The 19,691-nt window shown below is 73.8% G+C and carries 18 protein-coding genes and 1 pseudogene; 13 read left to right on the forward strand and 6 right to left on the reverse strand.

Annotated elements, in window-relative coordinates; translation table 11 throughout:
* Positions 1-16: 16 nt before the first annotated feature.
* On the forward strand, positions 17-2,032 hold the full coding sequence (locus ACPOLA_RS17385) for a thioredoxin domain-containing protein (RefSeq protein WP_435771765.1): 2,016 nt from the start codon (positions 17-19) through the stop codon (positions 2,030-2,032).
* Entirely contained in the window at positions 2,029-2,799 is a 771-nt protein-coding gene (locus ACPOLA_RS17390) for a matrixin family metalloprotease (protein WP_435771766.1), read from the forward strand. The genes ACPOLA_RS17385 and ACPOLA_RS17390 overlap by 4 nt, the downstream gene beginning before the upstream one ends.
* Positions 2,800-2,821: 22 nt before the next feature.
* On the opposite strand, the gene ACPOLA_RS17395 is transcribed toward ACPOLA_RS17390, so the two are convergent.
* Positions 2,822-4,174: a flavin-containing monooxygenase gene (locus ACPOLA_RS17395; RefSeq protein WP_435771767.1), complete on the reverse strand. Its 1,353-nt coding sequence runs from the start codon at positions 4,172-4,174 to the stop codon at positions 2,822-2,824.
* A complete protein-coding gene (locus ACPOLA_RS17400) occupies positions 4,171-5,322 on the reverse strand; it encodes a serine hydrolase domain-containing protein (RefSeq protein WP_435771768.1) in 1,152 nt (383 codons plus the stop codon). Before ACPOLA_RS17400 ends, ACPOLA_RS17395 begins: the two co-directional genes overlap by 4 nt.
* Positions 5,323-5,400: 78 nt before the next feature.
* Between ACPOLA_RS17400 and ACPOLA_RS17405 the strand changes: the two genes are divergently transcribed.
* The gene (locus ACPOLA_RS17405; RefSeq protein WP_435771769.1) at positions 5,401-6,291 is read left to right on the forward strand and encodes a DUF1353 domain-containing protein; all 891 of its coding nucleotides are present in this window, start codon (positions 5,401-5,403) and stop codon (positions 6,289-6,291) included.
* A gap of 10 nt (positions 6,292-6,301) precedes the next feature.
* Positions 6,302-7,807 carry an aldehyde dehydrogenase family protein gene (locus tag ACPOLA_RS17410; protein WP_435771770.1) on the forward strand — a complete coding sequence of 502 codons (1,506 nt, stop codon included), beginning with the start codon at positions 6,302-6,304 and terminating at the stop codon, positions 7,805-7,807.
* A gap of 9 nt (positions 7,808-7,816) precedes the next feature.
* Here ACPOLA_RS17410 and ACPOLA_RS17415 read toward each other — a convergent pair whose 3' ends face one another.
* Positions 7,817-8,158 carry a DUF3140 domain-containing protein gene (locus ACPOLA_RS17415; protein ID WP_435771771.1) on the reverse strand — a complete coding sequence of 114 codons (342 nt, stop codon included), beginning with the start codon at positions 8,156-8,158 and terminating at the stop codon, positions 7,817-7,819.
* A gap of 82 nt (positions 8,159-8,240) precedes the next feature.
* Between ACPOLA_RS17415 and ACPOLA_RS17420 the strand changes: the two genes are divergently transcribed.
* Positions 8,241-8,888, forward strand: coding sequence for a UdgX family uracil-DNA binding protein (locus tag ACPOLA_RS17420; protein WP_435771772.1), 648 nt, complete (start codon positions 8,241-8,243; stop codon positions 8,886-8,888).
* Positions 8,889-8,899: 11 nt separating this feature from the next.
* Here ACPOLA_RS17420 and ACPOLA_RS17425 read toward each other — a convergent pair whose 3' ends face one another.
* Positions 8,900-9,673, reverse strand: a complete 774-nt coding sequence (locus tag ACPOLA_RS17425) for an alpha/beta hydrolase family protein (protein ID WP_435771773.1) — start codon at positions 9,671-9,673, stop codon at positions 8,900-8,902.
* Between the two features lie 160 nt (positions 9,674-9,833).
* Between ACPOLA_RS17425 and rlmC the strand changes: the two genes are divergently transcribed.
* Positions 9,834-10,985, forward strand: a complete 1,152-nt coding sequence (gene rlmC / locus ACPOLA_RS17430; protein ID WP_435771774.1) for a 23S rRNA (uracil(747)-C(5))-methyltransferase RlmC — start codon at positions 9,834-9,836, stop codon at positions 10,983-10,985.
* A 9-nt stretch (positions 10,986-10,994) separates the two neighbouring features.
* Here rlmC and trhA read toward each other — a convergent pair whose 3' ends face one another.
* Positions 10,995-11,735, reverse strand: coding sequence for a PAQR family membrane homeostasis protein TrhA (trhA, locus tag ACPOLA_RS17435; protein ID WP_435771775.1), 741 nt, complete (start codon positions 11,733-11,735; stop codon positions 10,995-10,997).
* Between the two features lie 94 nt (positions 11,736-11,829).
* Positions 11,830-12,963: an AIM24 family protein gene (locus ACPOLA_RS17440; protein WP_435771776.1), complete on the reverse strand. Its 1,134-nt coding sequence runs from the start codon at positions 12,961-12,963 to the stop codon at positions 11,830-11,832.
* Between the two features lie 151 nt (positions 12,964-13,114).
* On the opposite strand from ACPOLA_RS17440, the gene ACPOLA_RS17445 reads away from it, so the two are divergent.
* The 7 genes and pseudogenes from ACPOLA_RS17445 to ACPOLA_RS17475 all read left to right on the forward strand — a co-directional run.
* Positions 13,115-13,888 carry an isoprenyl transferase gene (locus tag ACPOLA_RS17445; protein ID WP_435771777.1) on the forward strand — a complete coding sequence of 258 codons (774 nt, stop codon included), beginning with the start codon at positions 13,115-13,117 and terminating at the stop codon, positions 13,886-13,888.
* 45 nt (positions 13,889-13,933) lie between these two features.
* A complete protein-coding gene (locus ACPOLA_RS17450; protein ID WP_435771778.1) occupies positions 13,934-14,710 on the forward strand; it encodes a siderophore-interacting protein in 777 nt (258 codons plus the stop codon).
* Positions 14,707-15,153 carry a DUF3817 domain-containing protein gene (locus ACPOLA_RS17455; protein ID WP_435771779.1) on the forward strand — a complete coding sequence of 149 codons (447 nt, stop codon included), beginning with the start codon at positions 14,707-14,709 and terminating at the stop codon, positions 15,151-15,153. Before ACPOLA_RS17450 ends, ACPOLA_RS17455 begins: the two co-directional genes overlap by 4 nt.
* Complete coding sequence (locus tag ACPOLA_RS17460; protein ID WP_435771780.1) at positions 15,150-16,034, forward strand: ABC transporter ATP-binding protein; 885 nt, start codon at positions 15,150-15,152, stop codon at positions 16,032-16,034. The genes ACPOLA_RS17455 and ACPOLA_RS17460 overlap by 4 nt, the downstream gene beginning before the upstream one ends.
* Positions 16,031-17,215 carry an ABC transporter permease gene (locus tag ACPOLA_RS17465; protein WP_435771781.1) on the forward strand — a complete coding sequence of 395 codons (1,185 nt, stop codon included), beginning with the start codon at positions 16,031-16,033 and terminating at the stop codon, positions 17,213-17,215. The genes ACPOLA_RS17460 and ACPOLA_RS17465 overlap by 4 nt, the downstream gene beginning before the upstream one ends.
* A 96-nt stretch (positions 17,216-17,311) precedes the next feature.
* The gene (locus ACPOLA_RS17470; protein WP_435771782.1) at positions 17,312-18,649 is read left to right on the forward strand and encodes a serpin family protein; all 1,338 of its coding nucleotides are present in this window, start codon (positions 17,312-17,314) and stop codon (positions 18,647-18,649) included.
* Between the two features lie 93 nt (positions 18,650-18,742).
* A pseudogene (locus ACPOLA_RS17475) lies at positions 18,743-19,691 on the forward strand (transcription-repair coupling factor); the annotation flags it as partial.

Consider the following 19,691-nt stretch of genomic DNA (forward strand, 5'->3'; position numbering starts at 1 on the left):
AGGCAGACTCGAAGACGTGAACCGGCTGCAGCGCGCGACCTCGCCCTACCTCCTCCAGCACGCCGACAACCCGGTCGACTGGTGGGAGTGGGGTCCCGAGGCGTTCGCGGAGGCCCGGCGGCGGGACGTGCCCGTGCTGCTCAGCGTCGGGTACGCCGCCTGCCACTGGTGCCACGTGATGGCACACGAGTCGTTCGAGGACGAGGCGACCGCGGCCTACCTCAACGAGCACTACGTCAGCGTCAAGGTCGACCGCGAGGAGCGGCCCGACGTCGACGCGGTCTACATGCAGGCGACCACCGCGATGACCGGCCACGGCGGCTGGCCGATGACCGTGGTGCTGGACCACGACGGCGCGCCGTTCTTCGCCGGCACCTACTTCCCGGACGAGCCGCGCCACGGGTCGCCGTCGTTCCTGCAGGTCGTGACCGCGCTGAGCGACGCCTGGCAGCACCGCGGCGACGAGGTTCGCAGCACCGCTGCACGCGTGGCCGAGCACCTGCGCCGCGACGCCGAGCAGGCGTCGTACGCGCTGACCGCGGAGCGGATCGACGCGGCGGTGACCACACTCGCGGGCGAGTTCGACCCGATGGCCGGCGGTTTCGGCGCACCCCCGGCCTGGGCGCCGAAGTTCCCGCCGACGATGGTGCTCGAGTTCCTGCGGCGGTACACCGCCGGTGGGGCCGACGGGACCGACGAGGACCGGGAGACCGTGCGCCAGGCCCGCCACATGCTGGCGCGGACGGCCGCGGCGATGGCCGGCAGCGGGATGTACGACCAGGTCGGCGGCGGCTTCGCGCGCTACGCCGTCGACCGGGGCTGGGTGGTGCCCCACTTCGAGAAGATGCTCTACGACAACGCCCAGCTCGTGGGGCTCTACGCACGGCTCGGCACCGACCTCGGCGCCCGGACCGCCGCGGAGACCGCGGACTTCATGATCCGCGAGCTGCTCACCGCCGAGGGCGGCTTCGCCTCGGCGCTCGACGCCGACTCCGAGGGCGAGGAGGGCCGGTTCTACGTCTGGACGCCCGACCAGCTGGTCGACGTGCTCGGCGACGACGGCGGCCGGTGGGCCGCCGAGCTGTTCGGCGTGACGCCGGACGGCACGTTCCAGCACGGCACCTCGACCCTGCAGCTGCGGCACTGGCCGACCGACCCCGCCGAGCAGCAGCGCCTCGCCGACGTACGGCGCCGGCTGCTCGTCGCGCGCGAGCAGCGGGAGCGTCCGGCGCGGGACGACAAGGTGGTGGCGGCCTGGAACGGGCTGGCGATCAGCGGGCTGGTCGACGCGGCGCGCCGGCTCCGGCGACCGGAGTACCTCCGGGCGGCGCTGACCTGCGCCGAACTGCTGGTCGACGTGCACCTGCGCGACGGGCGGCTGCTGCGGGTCTCCCGTGACGGGGTCGCCGGCCCGCACGCGGGGGTGCTCGAGGACTACGGCTGCGTGGCGTCCGGGTTCCTCGCGCTCGCCCAGGCGACCGCCGACGGGCGCTGGCTCGCGCTCGCCCGCGACCTGCTGGAGGAGGCGCTGCGCGGCTTCGCGGCCGACGACGGCGGCTTCCACGACACCCATGCCGACGCCGAGGCGCTGGTGGCGCGGCCCCGCGATCCCGGTGACAACGCCTCGCCGAGCGGGACCAGCAGCCTGGTGCACGCGCTCCTCGAGGCGCACGCGCTGACCGGGGAGGGACGCTACCGGAACGTCGCCGAACGGGCGCTGGCCACGGTGGCCGGCCTGGCAGAGCGCGCCCCTCGCTTCGCCGGCTGGTCGCTCGCGGCCGCCGTGACGCTGCTCGACGGCCCGCTGGAGGTGGCGGTCGTCGGACCCGAGGGCGAGGCCCGCGACGCGCTGGAGGCGCGGGCGCTGGCGATCCCGGGCGCTGTCGTGGTGGCGGCCGACGGGCCCGTCGATGCGATTCCCCTGCTCCGGGGCCGCGGACCGGTCGAGGGCCGCCCGGCGGCGTACGTCTGCCGGGGCTTCGTCTGCGAGCGGCCGGTGACGGAGCCGGCGCAGATCGGCACCGCTGGATGAGCCGGCGACGGCCGATGAGCGAGCGCTGGCGCTCGGGGCTGACCCTCGCCCTCAGCGCCGCCATCCTCGCCGGCGTGGTCCTGGCCGGGCCCGGCGACGAGATGGCTGCGGTCCGGCGGCTCCTCGGGATCGGTGGCGACCCCCTCGGGGAGCCGGCGGACGTGGCGCCCGGCGGCGAGTACGCCTTCCTCCGGCACCAGCCGCGCGACGCCGACGCCCCCGTGACGTGGGACCCCTGCCGCGAGATCCGCTTCGAGGTCAATGCCGACGGAGCGCCCGACGGCACGGAGGAGACCGTGGCACTGGTGCGGTCGGCGGTCGAGGAGGTCTCCTCCGTCACCGGCCTCCAGTTCGACTACCTGGGGCTCACCGACCGCCGGCCGGCGTGGAAGGAAGAGTTCTTGCCCGCCGTAAGCCGCGCCCCGGTGCTCGTCTCGTGGGCCACCGCCGAGGAAGTCGACGAGCTCGCAGGCGACGTCGCCGGCGTCGGCGGCGCGGTCGCGGCGCCGTCCGCCTCGAGTAACCGGCTGCGCTACGTGAGCGGCGGGGTCACCCTCGACAGCGACGCCTTCGACGACCTCGAGGACGAGCCGGACGGCGACGCCTACCAGCGCGCGATCCTGCTGCACGAGCTCGGCCACCTTGTCGGCCTCGGGCACGTCGACTCGCCCGCGGAGCTGATGTATCCCGACGACGTCGGACACCTCGGCTTCAGGCGCGGCGACCTCAACGGCCTGGTCCGGCTCGGGCAGGGCGAGTGCGGCTGAGCGCACCGCCCTGCCCGGACGGTCAGGCGCTGGTCGCCTGCTGCTCCTGCGCGCGGCGCTCGCCCGCCTCGATCTCCGCCATCAGGTCCAGGACGTAGCGGGCGAAGTCGAGCTGGATCGTGTGGCGCGGGCTGGAGTAGTACTGGGCGAGGTGCTCGGCCTCGTCCTTCGCCATGATCTGCGTCTGCTCCTCCACCGGAGGTGGCAGGTAGCGGCCGACCAGCAGGCGGGCGAGCAGCTTGGACTGCTGCTCGGCGAGGTTCACGATCGTCGGGGACGACTGGGCCAGCCCCATGAAGTAGAGGTGGTCGACGCCGGGCTTGATCATCCGCTTGAAGAGCGGGTAGCGGTGGTCGCTGGTGGGGTGGAGCTCCGCCTCGTCGTCGTCGAAGAACGGGAACCGCATGTCGTACCCGGTCGCGCAGACGATCACGTCGGCCTCGACCGAGCTGCCGTCGGCCAGGTGCACGGTGCGGCCCTCCAGTCGCTCGATGGCCGGCAGCATGTGGATGTCGCCCGATCCCGCCTTCGTCAGGAAGTCGGCGCTCACCGAGGGGTGCGCGGAGAGCGGCTCGTGGTCGGGCTCGGGCAGGCCGTAGTCGCTCATGTTGCCCACCAGCTCGCGGATCAGCTGCCGGCTCGCGGCGAGCGCCTGCTCCTTGGGGATGTCCGGGGGCGCCATCACCTTGTCGGCGGGCTGGCCGTTGCGGTACTTCGGCAGCACCCAGACCCCGCGCCGCGCGGAGACGTAGAGCTTCTTCGCCATCCAGGGGCTGGAGAGCTCCGAGGCGATGTCCATCGCGGAGTTGCCCATCCCGACCACGATCACCGTCTTGCCGCGCATCTCGACCGGCTCGAAGGGGTTGACGTAGGCGTGGCTGTGCAGGACCTCGCCGTCGAAGCCGCCGGCGTCCTGGGCCCAGTCGGGGAGCCGAGGGGACCAGTGGTGGCCGTTGGCGACGACCAGGTCGGTGTAGCGCCGCGTCTCGCCGGTGGAGAGGGTGACCTCCCAGCCGCCGTCCTCGTGCCGGGCGGCGCGCTCGACCGCGGTGTCGAAGGTGATCCGGTCACGCAGCCCGAAGTGGTCGACGTAGTCGCGGAAGTACTGGTGGATCAGGGTGTGGTGGGGGAAGTCCGGGTAGTCCTCCGGCGCGGGAAAGTCCTCGAACTGCAGGCGCGTGGTGGAGGTGTCGATGTGGAGGGACTCGTAGACCGCCGAGCGGCCGTTGGGGTTCTTGAAGTACCAGTTGCCGCCGACGTCGTCGGACATCTCGAACTGGTCGTAGGCGATGCCGAACTCCTTGAGCCGCTTGGCCGTGGTGATCCCCGAGCAGCCGGCCCCGATCACGCAGACCTTGACGTCGGTGGCGGTCACGACGCCCCCAGGCTGTCGAAGGCGGTGCGGACGTAGGCGTCGGTGCGTGGCGAGGACACGAAGTGGTTCTCCATCCTGTTCATCGTGTAGGCGAAGGTGGTGCGCCGGTCGAGGTCGTTGACGACGATCGAGCCGCCGTAGCCGGTCCACCAGCACACGCGGCCCGCGGGGACCGCCGGCGCCGACGGGGTCGGCAGTGCGTAGCCGAGGCCCCAGGTCAGCGGATACATCAGCACCAGGTCCGGGCCGTCGGCCTGGACCTCGAAGATCCGGTCGATGGTGATGGGGGAGAGCAGCCGGGTGCCGTCGAGCTCGCCACCGTGCGACACCACGGACTGAACGCGGGCGACGGAGCGGGCGTTGCCGTGGCCGTTGACACCGGACACGGCGACCCGCCGCCACTCCGGGGTGTTGCACCCGGCCATGTCGATCATCGGGTTGACCAGGGTCGGCACCAGCAGGTTGCCCTCGGGGAGCGCGGCGTAGTCCAGGCCGCCGGGCGGCGGCGGCTCGAGGTCCGCACACCGGTCGAGGACGTCCTCGGGGACCCCCAGGTGGAAGTCGGCGCCCAACGGCCCGGCCACCTCCCGCCGGAAGACGTCGGCCAGCGGCTCACCGGTCACCGACCGCACCAGGCCGTCGAGCAGGTGCCCGTAGCAGACCATGTTGTAGCCCGACGCCGAGCCGGGCTCGAACCACGGCTCCTGCTCGGCGAGCAGCCGCTCGGCGTACTCGAGGTCCAGCATCTGCTGCAGCGACAGGGTCTCGGTCCAGCCGGACATCCCGGAGGTGTGGGAGAGGAGGTGACGTACCAGCACGCGCTCGTCGCGGAACTCCTTCCAGTACGACGACACGGGGGCGTCGAGGTCGAGAGCGCCGCGATCGGCCAGCACCAGGGCGGTGAGCGCAGCCATCGTCTTGGTGACCGACCACACCTGCACGACGGTGTCCTCCACCCACGGCTCCCCGGGACGGGCCTCGCCGCCCCAGAGGTCGGCGACGAGCTCGCCGTCGCGGACGACCGCCAGCGAGCCGCCGGTGTCGGAGCCGTCCGCGAGACTTCGCTGGAAGAGCTCGCGGAGCGGCTCCAGCTCCGGGGCGCAGGTGCCGTGGACGGTGCTGTCTGAGCGAGGGGTGTCCGACGTCATGGGAAGCACGATAGGAACACGTTCCACTTGCTGTCATGGCAGTCTCACTGGAATGGACCGCGGAGCGACGGACGAGCCATGATCCGGCCCGAGCCGGAGCGCTTCTACGACGGCGGCACGACCGTGGAGCCGCCCCGCCCCGGGCAGCCGCCGCGGGTGGTGCTCGAGCGGGTCGAGTCCGGTGACCTCCACCGGCGCACCGAGCGGTTCCGGATGCAGCGCCGCCTCGCCTACCGCGACCGGGAGTACGGCGAGCTGCTCGTCCCCGTCGACCCGGGCTCCTTCACGACCGACCTCACCTCGGTGCCCGCCCTCTTCACCTGGCTGGTGCCGCGCACCGGCCGGCACCTCCCGCCGGCGCTGCTGCACGACGGCCTCGTCCACGAGCCGGGTCGGCCGGCGAGCTACCTGTCCGCCGACGGCCACGTGCTCGACCGGGTCGCTGCCGACCGTGTGCTCCGCGACGCCATGCGCGACACCGACACCGGCCTGGTGCGGGCCTGGCTGGTGTGGTCGGCGGTGACCCTGGCCACCATCTGGCACGGCTCGGCCGGCTGGAGCCTGGCCCGGCACCTGCGCTACCTGCTCAGCGCGGGCGGGTCGCTGCTCCTCGTGGCCGCGCTCGGGGTGGTGGCCACCTTCGACCTGTTCGACGTGGTGGCGTGGCTGCCGTGGATGGGCGCCGGCCGCTCCTTCGCGCTGGAGCTCGTCGGCGGCCTGGCCGGCGCGGTCGTCGTACCCCTCCTGCTCGGGCTGACCTGGGGGCGGTTCGCGGTGGCTGGCGTGGTGTGCGGCATCGCCCTCGCCGTGCTGCTGCACGTGACGGCGCTGCTGGGTGTGATCTCGCTGCTCTACCTGGCGGCGGAGTGGCTGGCGCGGTCGCGACCCGTCGCGGTCGCGGCGGCGGCCGCCGTGGTGGTGCTCGCCAGCGGGGTGCTCACCGTTCTCCTGGTCGGGTCGGCCGAGTAGGTTCGGAGTCGTGACCACCACGGATGCTCCCCAGACCGCCGACCACACCGGCTCCGCCTCGACCACGTTCGAGTCGCTCGATCCCGCCACCGGCGCGGTGGTGGCCACCCATCCCGTGCACGATGCCGCGCAGGTGCAGCAGGCGGTCGACACCGCACGGGACGAGGCGGCGTGGTGGCGCGACCTCGGCTTCGACGGCCGCAAGCGCGAGCTCGCCCGGTGGCGCCGGCTGATGGCCCGCCGGCTGGACGAGCTGGCCGTGCTGATGACCCGGGAGACCGGCAAGCCCGAGGGCGACGCGCTGATGGAGATCGCCCTGGCGGTCGACCACCTCGCCTGGGCCGCCGCCCACGCCGAGAAGGTGCTCAAGCGGCGCAGCGTGTCGCCGGGCCTGCTGATGGTCAACCAGGCCGCGAGCGTGGAGTACCGCCCGCTCGGCGTCGTCGGGGTGATCGGCCCGTGGAACTACCCCGTGTTCACCCCGATGGGCAGCATCGCCTACGCCCTGGCGGCCGGGAACGCCGTGGTCTTCAAGCCGTCGGAGTACACCCCCGGAGTCGGCGAGTGGCTCGCCCGCACCTTCCGCGAGGCCGTCGGCCGCCCGGTGCTGCAGGTCGTCACCGGCTTCGGCGAGACCGGAGCCGCGCTGTGCTCCGCCGGCGTGGACAAGGTGGCGTTCACCGGCTCCACGGCCACCGGCAAGCGGGTGATGGCCGCCTGCGCGGAGACGCTGACCCCGGTGGTGATCGAGGCGGGCGGCAAGGACGCGCTGCTCGTCGACGAGGATGCCGACCTCGACGCCGCCGCGGAGGCCGCGCTCTGGGGCGCTTGCTCCAACGCGGGCCAGACCTGTGCCGGCGTGGAGCGGGTCTACGTCCACGAGCGGGTGTACGACGCGTTCCTCGACGAGCTGGTCGCGCAGGCCCGGCAGGTCAGGGCCGAGCCCGGCGGCGCGCTCGGGCCGATCACGATGCCCAAGCAGAAGGACGTCATCCGCCACCACATCGAGGACGCCCTGGCCCGCGGCGGCCGGGCGCTCGTCGGCGGCCCGGACGCGGTCGGCGACCGGTTCGTGCAGCCGACCGTGCTGGTCGACGTGCCCGAGGACTCCGCCGCCGTGCAGGAGGAGACCTTCGGGCCGACGGTCACCGTGACGAAGGTCCGCGACATGGACGAGGCCGTCCAGCGCGCCAACGGCACGCCCTACGCCCTCGGCTCGACGGTCTTCTCCAAGACCCGCGGGATGGAGGTCGCCGAGCGGCTCAAGGCCGGGATGACCGCGATCAACGGGGTGATCTCCTTCGCGGGCATCCCGACCCTGCCCTTCGGAGGCGTCGGCGACTCCGGGTTCGGCCGGATCCACGGTCCCGACGGGCTGCGGGAGTTCACCTACGCGCACGCGATCGCGCGCCAGCGGTTCAAGCCGGCCATCGCGCTGACCACCTTCAAGCGCACCCGCAAGGAGGAGCAGCAGCTGGCGAAGGTCGTCCGCGGCCTCTACGGGCGGGGCAGGTAGCCCCCGCCCTCACGCCTTCGGCGGCTTGAGCGGGTCGTGGCCGATCGTCATCAGCCGGCGCCGCCACCGGTCCTCGCCGGCGGTCGGCTCGAGGTCGTCGCGACGCTGCGACCGCACCTGCTCCACGACGCTCTCCATCACCTCGACGTCGTCCGGGGTGAGGTCGACGCGGCGCTTGCCGAGGATCCGCAGCACCCGGTGGCCGAACTCCGAGCCGGCCTGGTCGGGGACCTCCTCGGTCTCCTCGCCGGCGCCCTGGACGGCGAGCCAGTCGCGCAGCTCGCGCGAGGTCATGTTCACCACGGTGTGGAACTCGTCCCAGAGCTCGTCGTCGACGATGCTGGTCGCCACTTCCTGCCTCCTGGAGGTTCGTCCTGACTGTCTCTTCGGCGGTACCCGATAGGTCGGCGCGGGATCCGGGTACCGCTGCGGCGTGAGCGACGAGCGACCCGGCGCCGCCGAGTGGGTGCCCGACGACCCGACCCTGCCCCTCCTCCGCGAGGCGGTGCAGGCCTGCCGCGGCTGCGAGCTGTACCGCGACGCCACCCAGGGCGTGATGGGCGACGGCGACCCGGACGCCCGCCTGGTGCTGCTCGGCGAGCAGCCGGGCGACAAGGAGGACCAGGAGGGCGAGCCGTTCGTGGGACCCGCCGGCCGGCTGCTCGACGAGGCGCTCAGCGACGCCGGCATCGCGCCGGCGAGCGTGTTCAAGACCAACGTGGTCAAGCACTTCCGGTGGTCCGGCACCCGCGGCAAGCGCCGCATCCACCAGTCGCCCCACAAGGCGCACGTCGCGGCGTGCAGCCCGTGGCTGGAGGCGGAGTTCCGGGTGCTGCGGCCCACCGGGGTGGTGCTGCTCGGCGGGACGGCCGGCAAGCTGGTGTTCGGCTCGTCCTTCAAGGTGGGCGAGGCCCGCGGCCGGCCCGTCCCGTGGCCGGAGAGCACCCTGGCCGTGGCCAACCCGCCGGCGTGGGTGCTGCCCACCACCCACCCCTCGGCGGTCCTCCGAGCGCGCGACGAGCGGCAGGCGTCGTACGACGCGCTGGTGGCGGACCTGAGGGTCGCGGCCGACCGGCTCTGAGGAGGGTCCGCTCAGCTGCGTGTCGGCTCGGACAGGCTGCCGAGGATGTCCAGCTGGCGCTCCCACGCGGCGGAGGCGGGGTCGATGACGCCGAAGTGCCCACCCTCGACCTCGACGAGGTGGGCGTCGGCACCGGCGGCCCTGGCCCGCCGCACGTAGGACCGGGACTGGTCGATCGGCACCGTGTCGTCGTCCGGTGCGTGCACGCACCACACCGGGACGGCGAGGGGCAGCTGCTGGGCAGGGTCGAAGCGCGCGTCGGCCTCCGTCGGCGCGTGGCCGAGCAGCGCCCGCACGGCGCCGTCGCCGAGGCCGGCACCGGCGCGGAGGTCGAGCACACCCGCCTGGCTGACCACGTGCGTCACCGGCACCCGCTCGGCCCAGCCGTGGCGGCCGCGGCCCGCCGCCCAGGCCGCCAGGTGCCCACCGGCGCTGTGCCCGAGCGTGACGACCGTCGACGTGTCGACGTCGAGGGTCGCCAGGAGGTCGATCCCGGCCGCGACGTCGTCGAACGTGGCGGGAGCACCGCCACCGCCACCGGGTCCCGGGCCGACCCGGCGGTACTCCAGGTTCCAGGCGGCCCACCCGTGCGCCGCCAGCGACCGGGCCAGCGGCGTGCCCAGGGACTGCGCGTCGTACCGCGCCCGCCAGAACCCGCCGTGCACCACCACCACGACCCCGCGCGGCTCCGCCCGCGGCAGGTGGAGCTCGCCGTACTGGCTGGGGTCGTCGCCGTAGGCGTGCCGGGTGCTCTCGAGAGCCTGCTCGTCGTCGCGTGGGGTCATCGCGGGCTCCTTCCGGTCGCAGGACGACAGCGTGGCGGCCGCGGCACCCCACCCCGCCAGGCGGAGGACGGTCCTGCGGTGCACACCGGCGATCATGACAGCGGGCTGCAGCCGTGGTGCTGGGTCGGTCTCCGCCGGGTGCGCGACCTACCCTTGGCAGGTGCTCGACTGCGCCCACTTCACGGCCGGCCGCTGCCGCTCCTGCGCCTGGCTGGGCCGGGCGTACGACGACCAGCTGGCCGCCAAGGAGGCGGCGGTCCGGCGGCTGGTCGACCACCCAGGGATGCTCTGGGTGGACCCGGTCGCCAGCCGGCCGGAGGGATTCCGCAACAAGGCCAAGATGGTGGTCGCCGGGACCGCCGAGGACCCGACCCTCGGCATCCTCGACCCGGCCGGCGGCGGGGTCGACCTGCGCGACTGCGCCCTGCACACGCCGGGCATCGTCGCTGCGCTGCCGGTGCTGGCGCGCTTCGTCACCCGGGCCGGCCTGACGCCGTACGACGTCGCGAGCGACGCGCCCGTGGGCCGCCGCGGCGAGCTCAAGCACCTGCTCGTGACGGAGTCGCCGGACGGGGAGCTGATGGTGCGGCTGGTGGTGCGGTCCACGGCTACCGAGGCGCGGGTCCGCAAGCACCTGCCGTGGCTGCTCGGCGAGCTGCCCCGGGCGCGCGTGGTCACGCTCAACGTGCAGCCGGAGCACCGGGCGGTGCTGGAGGGCGACCGCGAGGTGGTGCTCACCGAGGCCGACACCCTGCCGATGGACGTCAACGGCGTCACCCTCCACCTGCGACCGCGCAGCTTCTTCCAGACCAACACCGAGGTGGCCGCCGCGCTCTACCGCAGCGCCCGCGACTGGACGGCCGCGCTGCAGCCGGCCCGGGTGGTCGACCTCTACTGCGGTGTCGGCGGCTTCGCGCTGCACCTGGCCGCGCCCGGCCGCAGCGTCACCGGCATCGAGATCAGCGCCGAGGCCGTCGCCAGCGCCGAGCGCTCCCGCGACGAGTTCGACCCGCCGGGCCGGCTGGAGTTCGTCGCGGGGGACGCCACGTCGCCGGCGCACGCCGCGCTCCTCGACGGGGCCGACCTGGTGGTGGTCAACCCGCCCCGGCGTGGCCTGGGCAGCGACCTGAGCCGGCGCCTGGAGCGGTCGGGCGTCGGGCACGTGCTCTACTCCAGCTGCAACGCCGAGACCCTCGCCCGCGACCTCGCCGAGCTGGCGTCGTACGCGCCGGTGCGGGGCCGGGTGCTCGACATGTTCCCGCAGACGCCGCACAGCGAGGTGCTGGTGCTGCTCGAGCGCGTGGCGGCCTGACCGGCGCCGTCAGCGCAGCGAGTACGTCGCCAGCGACACGCCCACGTAGTGCGCGGCGAAGGCGGCGACCGTGAACCCGTGGAACACCTCGTGGAAGCCGAACCATCGCGGGGAGGGGTCGGGCCACTGGAACCCGTAGACCAGGCCGCCCATGGTGTAGAGCAGGCCGCCGACGGCGATCAGCACGAACACCGCGACCCCGATGCCGAGGCCGAGCGCAAGGGCGCCGTCGAAGAAGGCCGGGATGAAGAAGATGGCGGCCCAGCCGAGCGCGATGTAGACCGGCGCCGACATCCAGCGCGGGGCACCGGGCCAGAACAGCTTGAACCCGATGCCGAGCAGGGCGCCGGTCCACGCCACGCTGAGCATGATCGTGCGCGAGGCGCCGTCGAGCAGGATCAACGCGAACGGTGTGTAGGAGCCCGCGATGAAGAGGAAGATGTTGGAGTGGTCGAAGCGGTTGAGGACCCGCCACACCGGTGGTGACCAGGTGCCGCGGTGGTAGAGCGCCGAGATCCCGAAGAGCAGCAGGGCCGACCCGATGTAGATCGACGAGCCGATCTTGGTCGTCGCCGTCGGTGACAGCGCGATCAGGACGATGCCGGCCGCGAGGACCAGCGGCGCGGACGCGAGGTGCAGCCAGCCGCGGAGCTTCGGCTTGACCTCGGCGAGCGCTTCGCTGACCTGGTCGCCGAGGGAGTCCAGACGGGACCGCACCGCGTCGTTCGCGTTGTGGAAGGCCTGGGTCATGTCCGTGAGAGTACCCACTGGTTGAACATGCAACGGCGGCCGGACGGACGTGATCTCCCGCTCATCCGGCCGCCGGCTGCTGCGGACCGGGCGCTCAGGCGGCAGGCGGCGCGACCGGACCCTCGGACGGCTGGACGATCACGAAGCCGGGGCCGTGGAAGGAGACCTGGAACGCCTCGCCCGAGCCGCGGCCGATCAGGGCTCCCGCGGTGACGCTGGACTTGATCGCCGTCTGCAGGTGCACCGACCACGCCACCAGCGCGTTGGCGTCGGCGAAGGTGGGCGCCTCGGCCGCGTTGAGCACCACCGGCTCGCCGTCGGTGGTGATCGCGACCCAGCCCGAGCCGCGCAGCGTGGTGTTGAAGAGGCCGCCGGCGGCGATGCTGCCGCCCTTGACCCGCTCGACGTTCCAGTCCAGCGACGCCGAGAAGGCGAGCACGTTCTTGCCGTTGGCGGAGATCCCGCTGTTGTCCAGGTGGAGGATGTGCACGTCGTGCGCGGCGTCGGCGAGGAACACGTCGCCCTGGCCCTCGACCCGCATCAGGTTCAGGCCCTCGCCGGTCAGCGCCTTCTTGAGGAACTTCGCGGCGCCGCCGCCCTGGTAGGAGAAGTTGACGTTGCCCTGGTAGGCCACCATCGAGCCCTGCTTGGCCATGAACGGCTCGTTGATGCGCACGCGCAGCAGCTTCCGGCTCTGCAGCGCGGCGCCGACGCCGCCCTTCTCGCTGAACTGGCCGCTGATCAGGTCGCCGCTGATCCCGGCGAACGCGTCGGCGAGAGCCGGGTCGCCACCCATCGGCTGGCCGGCGTACGGCGGCTGCCCGCCGGCCGGCTGCGCGCTCGGCGGCTGCCCGCCGGCGTACGGCGCCTGGCCCATCGGCGCGTCGGCCATCGACGGGTCGGCCAGCGACGGTCCCGCCCCGGCCGGCGCGAACGCGGTCTCCGGCTCCGGCTCCGCCTGCTGCGTCGAGCCGTGCTGCTCGTGCGCCGCGGACTCCGCCGACTCCGCCGACTCCGCCGACTCCGCGGACTCGGCCCCTGAGGCCTCCGCAGCCTCCCCGCCGGTGTCCTCGGCGCGGTGGCTGCCGCCGGCCTGCTCGTCGGGCGGGTACAGCGGGGAGACCGACTGCACTCCCTGGTCCGAGACGTGGTCGGTCCACTGGGAGCCGTCCCAGTAGCGGAGCTCGTGACGGCCGGTCGGGTCCGGGTGCCAGGCGGCAGCGGTCATGGTGGGGATACCTCTCTCCAGGCGTGGCGGCGCGGACAGCGCCGTCCCATCGTGTCAGTCCTCCGAACGCGCGGGAAGGTCGGATCGTGCCTCCCGGGAGCGCCGACCGGATCGCACTCGCTCGGAGGCGGAGGGGACTACCATCGGCCCCGTGGCGGACTGGAAGCGTGGCGTGCGCAAGGTGCTCTACCCCGCCTACGAGGCGCGGATGCTGCGCCGGATGCCCGACAACCTCCCCAAGCACGTCGGCGTGATGCTCGACGGGAACCGCCGGTGGGCCAAGGCGGTGGGCCGGGACACCGCCCACGGCCATCAGGCGGGTGCGGCCAACATCGAGCCGCTGCTCACCTGGTGCGACGAGGTCGGCATCGAGGTGGTCACGCTGTGGCTGCTGTCCACCGACAACCTCAACCGGCCGGCGCGCGAGCTGGAGCCGCTGCTGGAGATCATCGCCGACGCCGTCGACTCGCTGGCCGACCAGCGCCGCTGGCGGCTGCATCCGGTGGGCGCCCTCGACCTCCTGCCGGACGCCACCGCGAAGCGACTCAAGGCCGCCGCCGAGGCCACCGCCGACGTCGACGGCATGATCGTCAACGTCGCCGTCGCGTACGGCGGCCGCCGCGAGATCACCGACGCGGTCCGCTCCCTCCTCGCCGAGCACGCCCAGCGCGGCACCTCCCTGGAGGAGCTGGCGCACCAGGTCGACATCGAGCACATCGAGGAGCACCTCTACACCAAGGGGCAGCCCGACCCCGACCTGGTGATCCGGACGTCGGGGGAGCAGCGGCTCGGCGGGTTCCTGCTGTGGCAGAGCGCCAAGTCGGAGTTCTACTTCTGCGAGGCCTACTGGCCCGACTTCCGGCGGGTCGACTTCCTCCGCGCGATCCGCGCCTACGCCATGCGGGAGCGCCGGTTCGGCGCCTGACACCCGGATTCGGCACGCCGGCGGCCCGAAGTTAGGGTTGCCTATGTGAGCGCCAAGCCGACGACCGAGCTGACCGTCCTGGCGCGTCGGCGGCTGAGCCCCGGCATGGTCCGCCTCCGGTTCCGGGGCGACCTGACCGCCTTCGCGGACAGTGGCTTCACCGACCGCTACGTCAAGCTGGTCTTCGGCGACGGCTCCGGCGGCGGCCGACCCGTCCTGCGGACCTACACCGTCGCCGAGCTCGACGTGGCCGCCGGCACGCTGGCGATCGACTTCGTCGTGCACGGCGATGCCGGCGTCGCCGGTCCGTGGGCGGCGTCGGCGCAGCCGGGCGACACCGTGACGGTCCGGGGCCCGGGCGGCGCCTACGCGCCCGACCCCGCGGCCGACTGGCACCTGCTCGCCGGCGACGAGGCGGCGCTCCCCGCCATCCGCGCGGCCCTCGCCGCACTGCCGGCCGACGCCCGCGGGCACGCCGTGCTCCAGGTCGCCGGTCCCGGGCACGAGCAGGAGCTGGCCGCACCGGCCGGGGTCGAGGTGACCTGGCTGCACCGCGACGGCCAGTCCGGCCAGTCCGGCCAGTCTGGCCTTGCCGACGCCGTCCGCGCGCTCCCGTGGCGGCCGGGCCGGGTGCAGGTGTTCGTGCACGGCGAGGCGCAGGCGGTGATGCACCAGATCCGTCCGTACCTGCTGCGGGAGCGAGGCGTGCCCCGGGCCGACGTGTCCATCTCCGGCTACTGGCGCGAGGGCCGCACCGAGGAGGCCTTCCGCGAGTGGAAGGCCCGGCTCGCCGAGCGGGAGCAGGCGGAGGGGGCGGCATGAGCCCCACCCGGCTGTTCCGCACCGTCGCGGTCGCCGAGGCGATCACCTGGGCAGGGCTGCTGCTCGGCATGTTCCTCAAGTACGGCACGGAGACCACCGAGCTCGGCGTGCGGGTCTTCGGCATGCTCCACGGCATCGTCTTCGTCGCCTACGTCGTGGTCACCGTCGTCGTCTGGGTGGACCGTCGGTGGACGGTGGGCCGGGGACTGCTCGCCCTGGGCGCCGCGGTGCCGCCGCTGGCCACCCTGCCGCTGGAGTGGTGGGCCGTCCGCCGTGGATGGCTCGGCGACGCCTGGCGGCTGCCCGAGGGGGCCGGCGCCTCGCCGGCCGACCGGCTGGTCGCCTGGCTGGTGCGCAGCCCGCTTCGCGGCCTGGGCGTCGGCGTGGTGGCCGTCGCCGCGCTCACCGGCCTGGCCCTGCTGGTGGGGCCGCCGACGTCATGACCATCGAGGTCCGCTCGCTGACCCGGCGCTTCGGCGACCTGGTCGCGGTCGACGCGGCCTCGTTCGTGGTGCCGCCCGGTGGGCTGACGGGTTTTGTCGGCGGCAACGGTGCCGGCAAGACGACGACCATGCGGATGGTGATGGGCGTCCTGGCCGCACACGGCGGAGAGGTGCTCTGGCAGGACCGGCCGGTGACGGCGGCCGACCGGCGCCGCTTCGGCTACATGCCGGAGGAGCGCGGGCTCTATCCGAAGCAGGGCATCCTCGACCAGCTCGTCTACCTGGCGCGGCTGCGCGGCATGGACGCGACCGCCGCCCGGGCCGCGATCCTGGAGCTGCTCGAGCGGTTCGACCTGGCCGACCGGGCCAAGCACCCGCTCGAGTCGCTCTCACTCGGCAACCAGCAGCGGGTCCAGATCATCGCCTCGCTGGTCCCCGCGCCGCTCGCCCTGGTGCTCGACGAGCCGTTCTCCGGGCTCGACCCGGCTGCCGTGGAGTCGATGGCCGACCTCCTCCGCGAGCGGGCCGCCGGCGGGGTGCCCGTCGTGTTCTCCTCCCACCAGCTCGACCTCGTCGACCGGCTCTGCGACCGGATGGTGGTGATGGCGGGCGGCCGGGTGGTCGCGCACGGCTCCGCCGACGAACTTCGCGCCGGATCCGCGGTGCGCTACCGGGTCGTCCTGGCCGGGGACGCCGGCTGGATCCGGGAGCAGCGCGGGATCCGGGTGCTGTCGCTCGCCGGGCCGGAGGCGGTGGTCGAGGTCGAGCAGCCCGGAGCCGACCAGGAGCTGCTGACCGCGGCCCTCGCCCGCGGCGCCGTACACGACTTCAGCCGGGTGGTGCCGCGGCTGAGCGAGATCTTCCGGGAGGTCGCGGCATGAGCTCGGGGACCCGTCACCTCTGGTACGTCGTCGCTCGGCGCGAGGTCGCCGTGAAGCTCACCGACCGGGCGTTCCTCGTCGGGACCCTCCTCTCGCTCGTCGTGATCCTGGGCCTGATCGGGCTCCAGGCGTGGCTCGACGGCCGCGGGGAGGAGCACACGCTCGGCGTCGTGTCCGCCGATGCCGTGGCCCTCGCCGGGACGGTCGAGGTGCAGGTCGAGCGGGCCCACCCGGAGGTGAGGGTGGTGGTGGTGGAGCTCGACACCGCCGCGGCCGCCCGCCAGGCGGTCCTCGAGGAGGAGGTGGACGCCTGGCTGCGGCCGGCCTCGGAGGGCGACGGCTGGACCCTGGTGACCCGTGACAGCCAGGACTCGGAGCTGCGCGACCTGGTCGGCGGCGTGGTCCGCGACCAGGTGCTGGCCGACGAGCTGGCGCAGGCCGGCTCCTCGCTAGCGGACGTCGCGGCGGCCGCCGACGTCGGTGTCCAGCAGCTCGAGGGCGACGCCGAGCTGGGCGAGCTGCGCGACATCCTCGGCTTCGCGTTCGCCTTCCTCTTCTACCTGTCCGCGGTGATGTTCGGCTACACGCTCGCCAGCAGCGTGGTGGAGGAGAAGCAGTCGCGGATCGTGGAGATGATCGCCGCCGCGGTGCCGCTGCGGCAGCTGCTGGCCGGCAAGATCGCCGGCAACAGCGTGCTGGCCCTCGGTCAGCTCGTCGCGTACGTCGCCGTGGGGCTGATCGCGCTGCGGTTCACCGACTACGGCGACCTGCTCGGCGCGCTGTCGGGTGGGGTGGTCTGGTTCCTGCTGTTCTTCCTGGTCGGCTTCGTCGCCCTCGCGTGCATGTGGGCGGTCGCCGGCGCGCTGGCCAGCCGGTCCGAGGACCTGCAGCACACCACCAGCAGCGTCACGATGCTGCTGCTCGCGATGTTCTTCGGTGCGCTCCTCCTGGAGGGGTCGGTCGCCCAGGTCGCCTCCTTCGTCCCTCCGTTCTCCGCCGTCCTGATGCCGATGCGGGTGCTCGACGGCACCGCGGCGTGGTGGGAGCCGGTCGCCGCGCTGCTGCTGCTGGTGCTGTTGGCCGCCGGTCTGGTGCTCGCGGCCGAGCGGCTCTACCGGCGGGCACTGCTGCAGACCGGCGGGCGCCTGACGGTCCGCGCCGCCTGGCGCCTGGAGGAGTAGCCCACGCTGCTCGGCCGTGCGGGTGCGGAACCGGTCGACCGCCGCTAGCGTCGGAGAACCATGCCTCCTGTGCCTCCCGTGCCTTCTGTGCCCTCCGTGCCCGCTCCATCGCTCGACCGACGCGCCGCGCTGCGCCTCGCCCTGCTGAGCCTCGCTCTCGGCGGGGGTGGGGGTCTGCTCGCCGCCTGCGGGGACGATGCGGGCGGCCGCCCGAAGCCCGGCCAGGACCCCGACGGCATCGAGCTGGTGTCGTCCGAGGCGAGCCGGGCTCCGGGCGACCCCGCCGTGCTGCCGGACGTCGTGGCCGGGCTCCAGGCGTTCGGCGGTGACCTCTACGGACAGCTCGCCGGAGACGAGGGCAACCTCGTGCTGTCGCCGTACTCCGTCCTCGTCGCGCTCGGCATGACGATGGCCGGCGCGGCGGGCAGGACCGCCGAGGAGATGGCAGCGGTGCTGCACACCGGCGGGCTCGGGGACCGGTGGCACGAGGGGGTCAACGCGCTGACCGCGCACGTCGACGGGCTGGCGGGCGAGCAGGAGCGGTCCGACGGCACCACGGCCGAGATCGCCCTGGCGACCGCCAACCAGCTCTTCGGGCAGGAGGGCGTCGGCTGGGAGGACGACTTCCTCGACGTCCTCGCCCGGCAGTACGGCGCCGGGCTGCGCGCCGTCGACTTCGCGACGGAGACGGCGAAGGCGCGCACCCTGATCAACGACTGGGTCGAGCAGCAGACCGACGACCGGATCGAGGACCTGGTGCCGCAGGGGGTGCTCGACGCCGCGACGCGGCTGGTGCTGGTCAACGCCGTCTACCTGAAGGCGCCGTGGGAGCACACGTTCGACAAGGAGCTGACCGCGACCGGCTCGTTCCGCCGGGCGGACGGGTCGACCGTCGACGTCGACCTGATGCACCGGCCGGACCTGAGCGGCGGCCTGGTCACCGGCGACGGCTGGCGGGCCGCCGTGCTGCCGTACGCCGGCTCGGGGCTGGCCATGACCGTCGTCCTCCCCGACGACGCCGGCCTGGCCGCGGTGGAGGAGCAGGTCGTCGCCGAGGGACTCGGTCCCCTCCTCGCCGGCGCGCAGCCGCAGGTGCTCGACATCTCGCTGCCGCGGTGGAGCTTCCGCGCCCAGGCGTCCCTGCGCGACGCGCTCACCGCGCTGGGCATGCGCGCCGCCTTCACCGACGCCGACTTCACGCCGATGACCGAGGAGGACCTCGACCTCGTCGTCTCCCACGTCCTCCACCAGGGCTTCATCGCCGTCGACGAGGAGGGCACCGAGGCGGCCGCCGCCACCGCGGTGGTGATGCGGGAGACCAGTGCCCCGGTCGCCGTGGAGTTCGTCGTCGACCGGCCGTTCCTGTTCGTCATCCACGACGTCGAGCACGGCGCGCCTCTGTTCGTCGGCCGGGTCAGCGACCCCACGGCGTAGTCGGCGGGGCTCGGTAGGCTGGGAGCGTCCACCCCCCGGGTCCGTCCCGACCGGGGGTTGTCGTGCTGTCTCCCCACCCGGAAGTGAGCCCTCGTGAGCCTCGCCGGCCTCGCCGACGCCGTCCTCGCCGACCCCGTCCTCGCCGACCCGCTCGCCGAGGCGGCCCAGGGCCGGCTGCCGGTCACCGAGCTGACCGGCCCGGAGGCGCTGCGACCGTTCCTGGTGGCCGGACTCGCCCGCACCGGGCGGCCGGTCCTCGCGGTGACGGCCACGACCCGCGAGGCCGAGCAGCTGACCGCCGAGCTCGGCGACCTGCTCGACCCGGCGACGGTGGCCTACTACCCGAGCTGGGAGACGCTGCCCCACGAGCGGCTCAGCCCGCGCAGCGACACCGTCGGCCGGCGGCTCGCGGTGCTGCGCCGGCTGCGCCACCCGGGCGACACGGAGGCGACCGGCCCGCTGTCGGTCGTGGTGGCCCCGGTGCGGTCGGTGCTCCAGCCGCAGGTCAAGGGGCTGGGCGACCTGACCCCGGTGGAGATCGCCGTCGGCGACACCACCGCCCTCGACGACGTCGTCGCGGGCCTGGCCGGCGCCGCCTACTCCCGGGTGGACCTCGTGGAGAAGCGCGGCGAGTTCGCCGTGCGCGGCGGCATCGTCGACGTCTTCCCGCCCACCGAGGAGCACCCCGTCCGGGTGGAGTTCTGGGGCGACGAGGTCGAGGAGATCCGCTCCTTCGCGGTCGCCGACCAGCGCACCATCGCACCGCTCGAGCGGCTCTGGGCGCCGCCGTGCCGTGAGCTGCTGCTCACCGACGACGTGCGCGCCCGCGCCGCCGAGCTCGGCCGCCGCCACCCCCAGCTCGTCGAGCTCACCGACAAGCTCGCCCAGGGCATCGCCGTGGAGGGGATGGAGGCGCTGATCCCCGCGCTCGTCGACGAGCTCGAGCTGCTGGTCGACCTGCTCCCGGCCGAGACGCAGGTGCTCGTGCTCGACCCGGAGCGGGGGGGGGGGGGGGGGGGCGCCCGCCCCGCGCCGCCCGCCC

Origin of the sequence: Nocardioides proteolyticus (assembly GCF_051280635.3) — a bacterium.
Lineage (GTDB): Bacteria > Actinomycetota > Actinomycetes > Propionibacteriales > Nocardioidaceae > Nocardioides.

Bases quoted from the DNA above. Each gene is read 5' to 3' on its own strand.
- ACPOLA_RS17390 (WP_435771766.1), top strand. From the start codon at position 2,029: ATGAGCCGGCGACGGCCGATGAGCGAGCGCTGGCGCTCGGGGCTGACC.
- ACPOLA_RS17400 (WP_435771768.1), bottom strand. From the start codon at position 5,322: ATGACGTCGGACACCCCTCGCTCAGACAGCACCGTCCACGGCACCTGC.
- ACPOLA_RS17405 (WP_435771769.1), top strand. From the start codon at position 5,401: ATGATCCGGCCCGAGCCGGAGCGCTTCTACGACGGCGGCACGACCGTG.
- ACPOLA_RS17425 (WP_435771773.1), bottom strand. From the start codon at position 9,673: ATGACCCCACGCGACGACGAGCAGGCTCTCGAGAGCACCCGGCACGCC.
- trhA (WP_435771775.1), bottom strand. From the start codon at position 11,735: ATGACCCAGGCCTTCCACAACGCGAACGACGCGGTGCGGTCCCGTCTG.
- ACPOLA_RS17440 (WP_435771776.1), bottom strand. From the start codon at position 12,963: ATGACCGCTGCCGCCTGGCACCCGGACCCGACCGGCCGTCACGAGCTC.
- ACPOLA_RS17455 (WP_435771779.1), top strand. From the start codon at position 14,707: ATGAGCCCCACCCGGCTGTTCCGCACCGTCGCGGTCGCCGAGGCGATC.
- ACPOLA_RS17460 (WP_435771780.1), top strand. From the start codon at position 15,150: ATGACCATCGAGGTCCGCTCGCTGACCCGGCGCTTCGGCGACCTGGTC.
- ACPOLA_RS17465 (WP_435771781.1), top strand. From the start codon at position 16,031: ATGAGCTCGGGGACCCGTCACCTCTGGTACGTCGTCGCTCGGCGCGAG.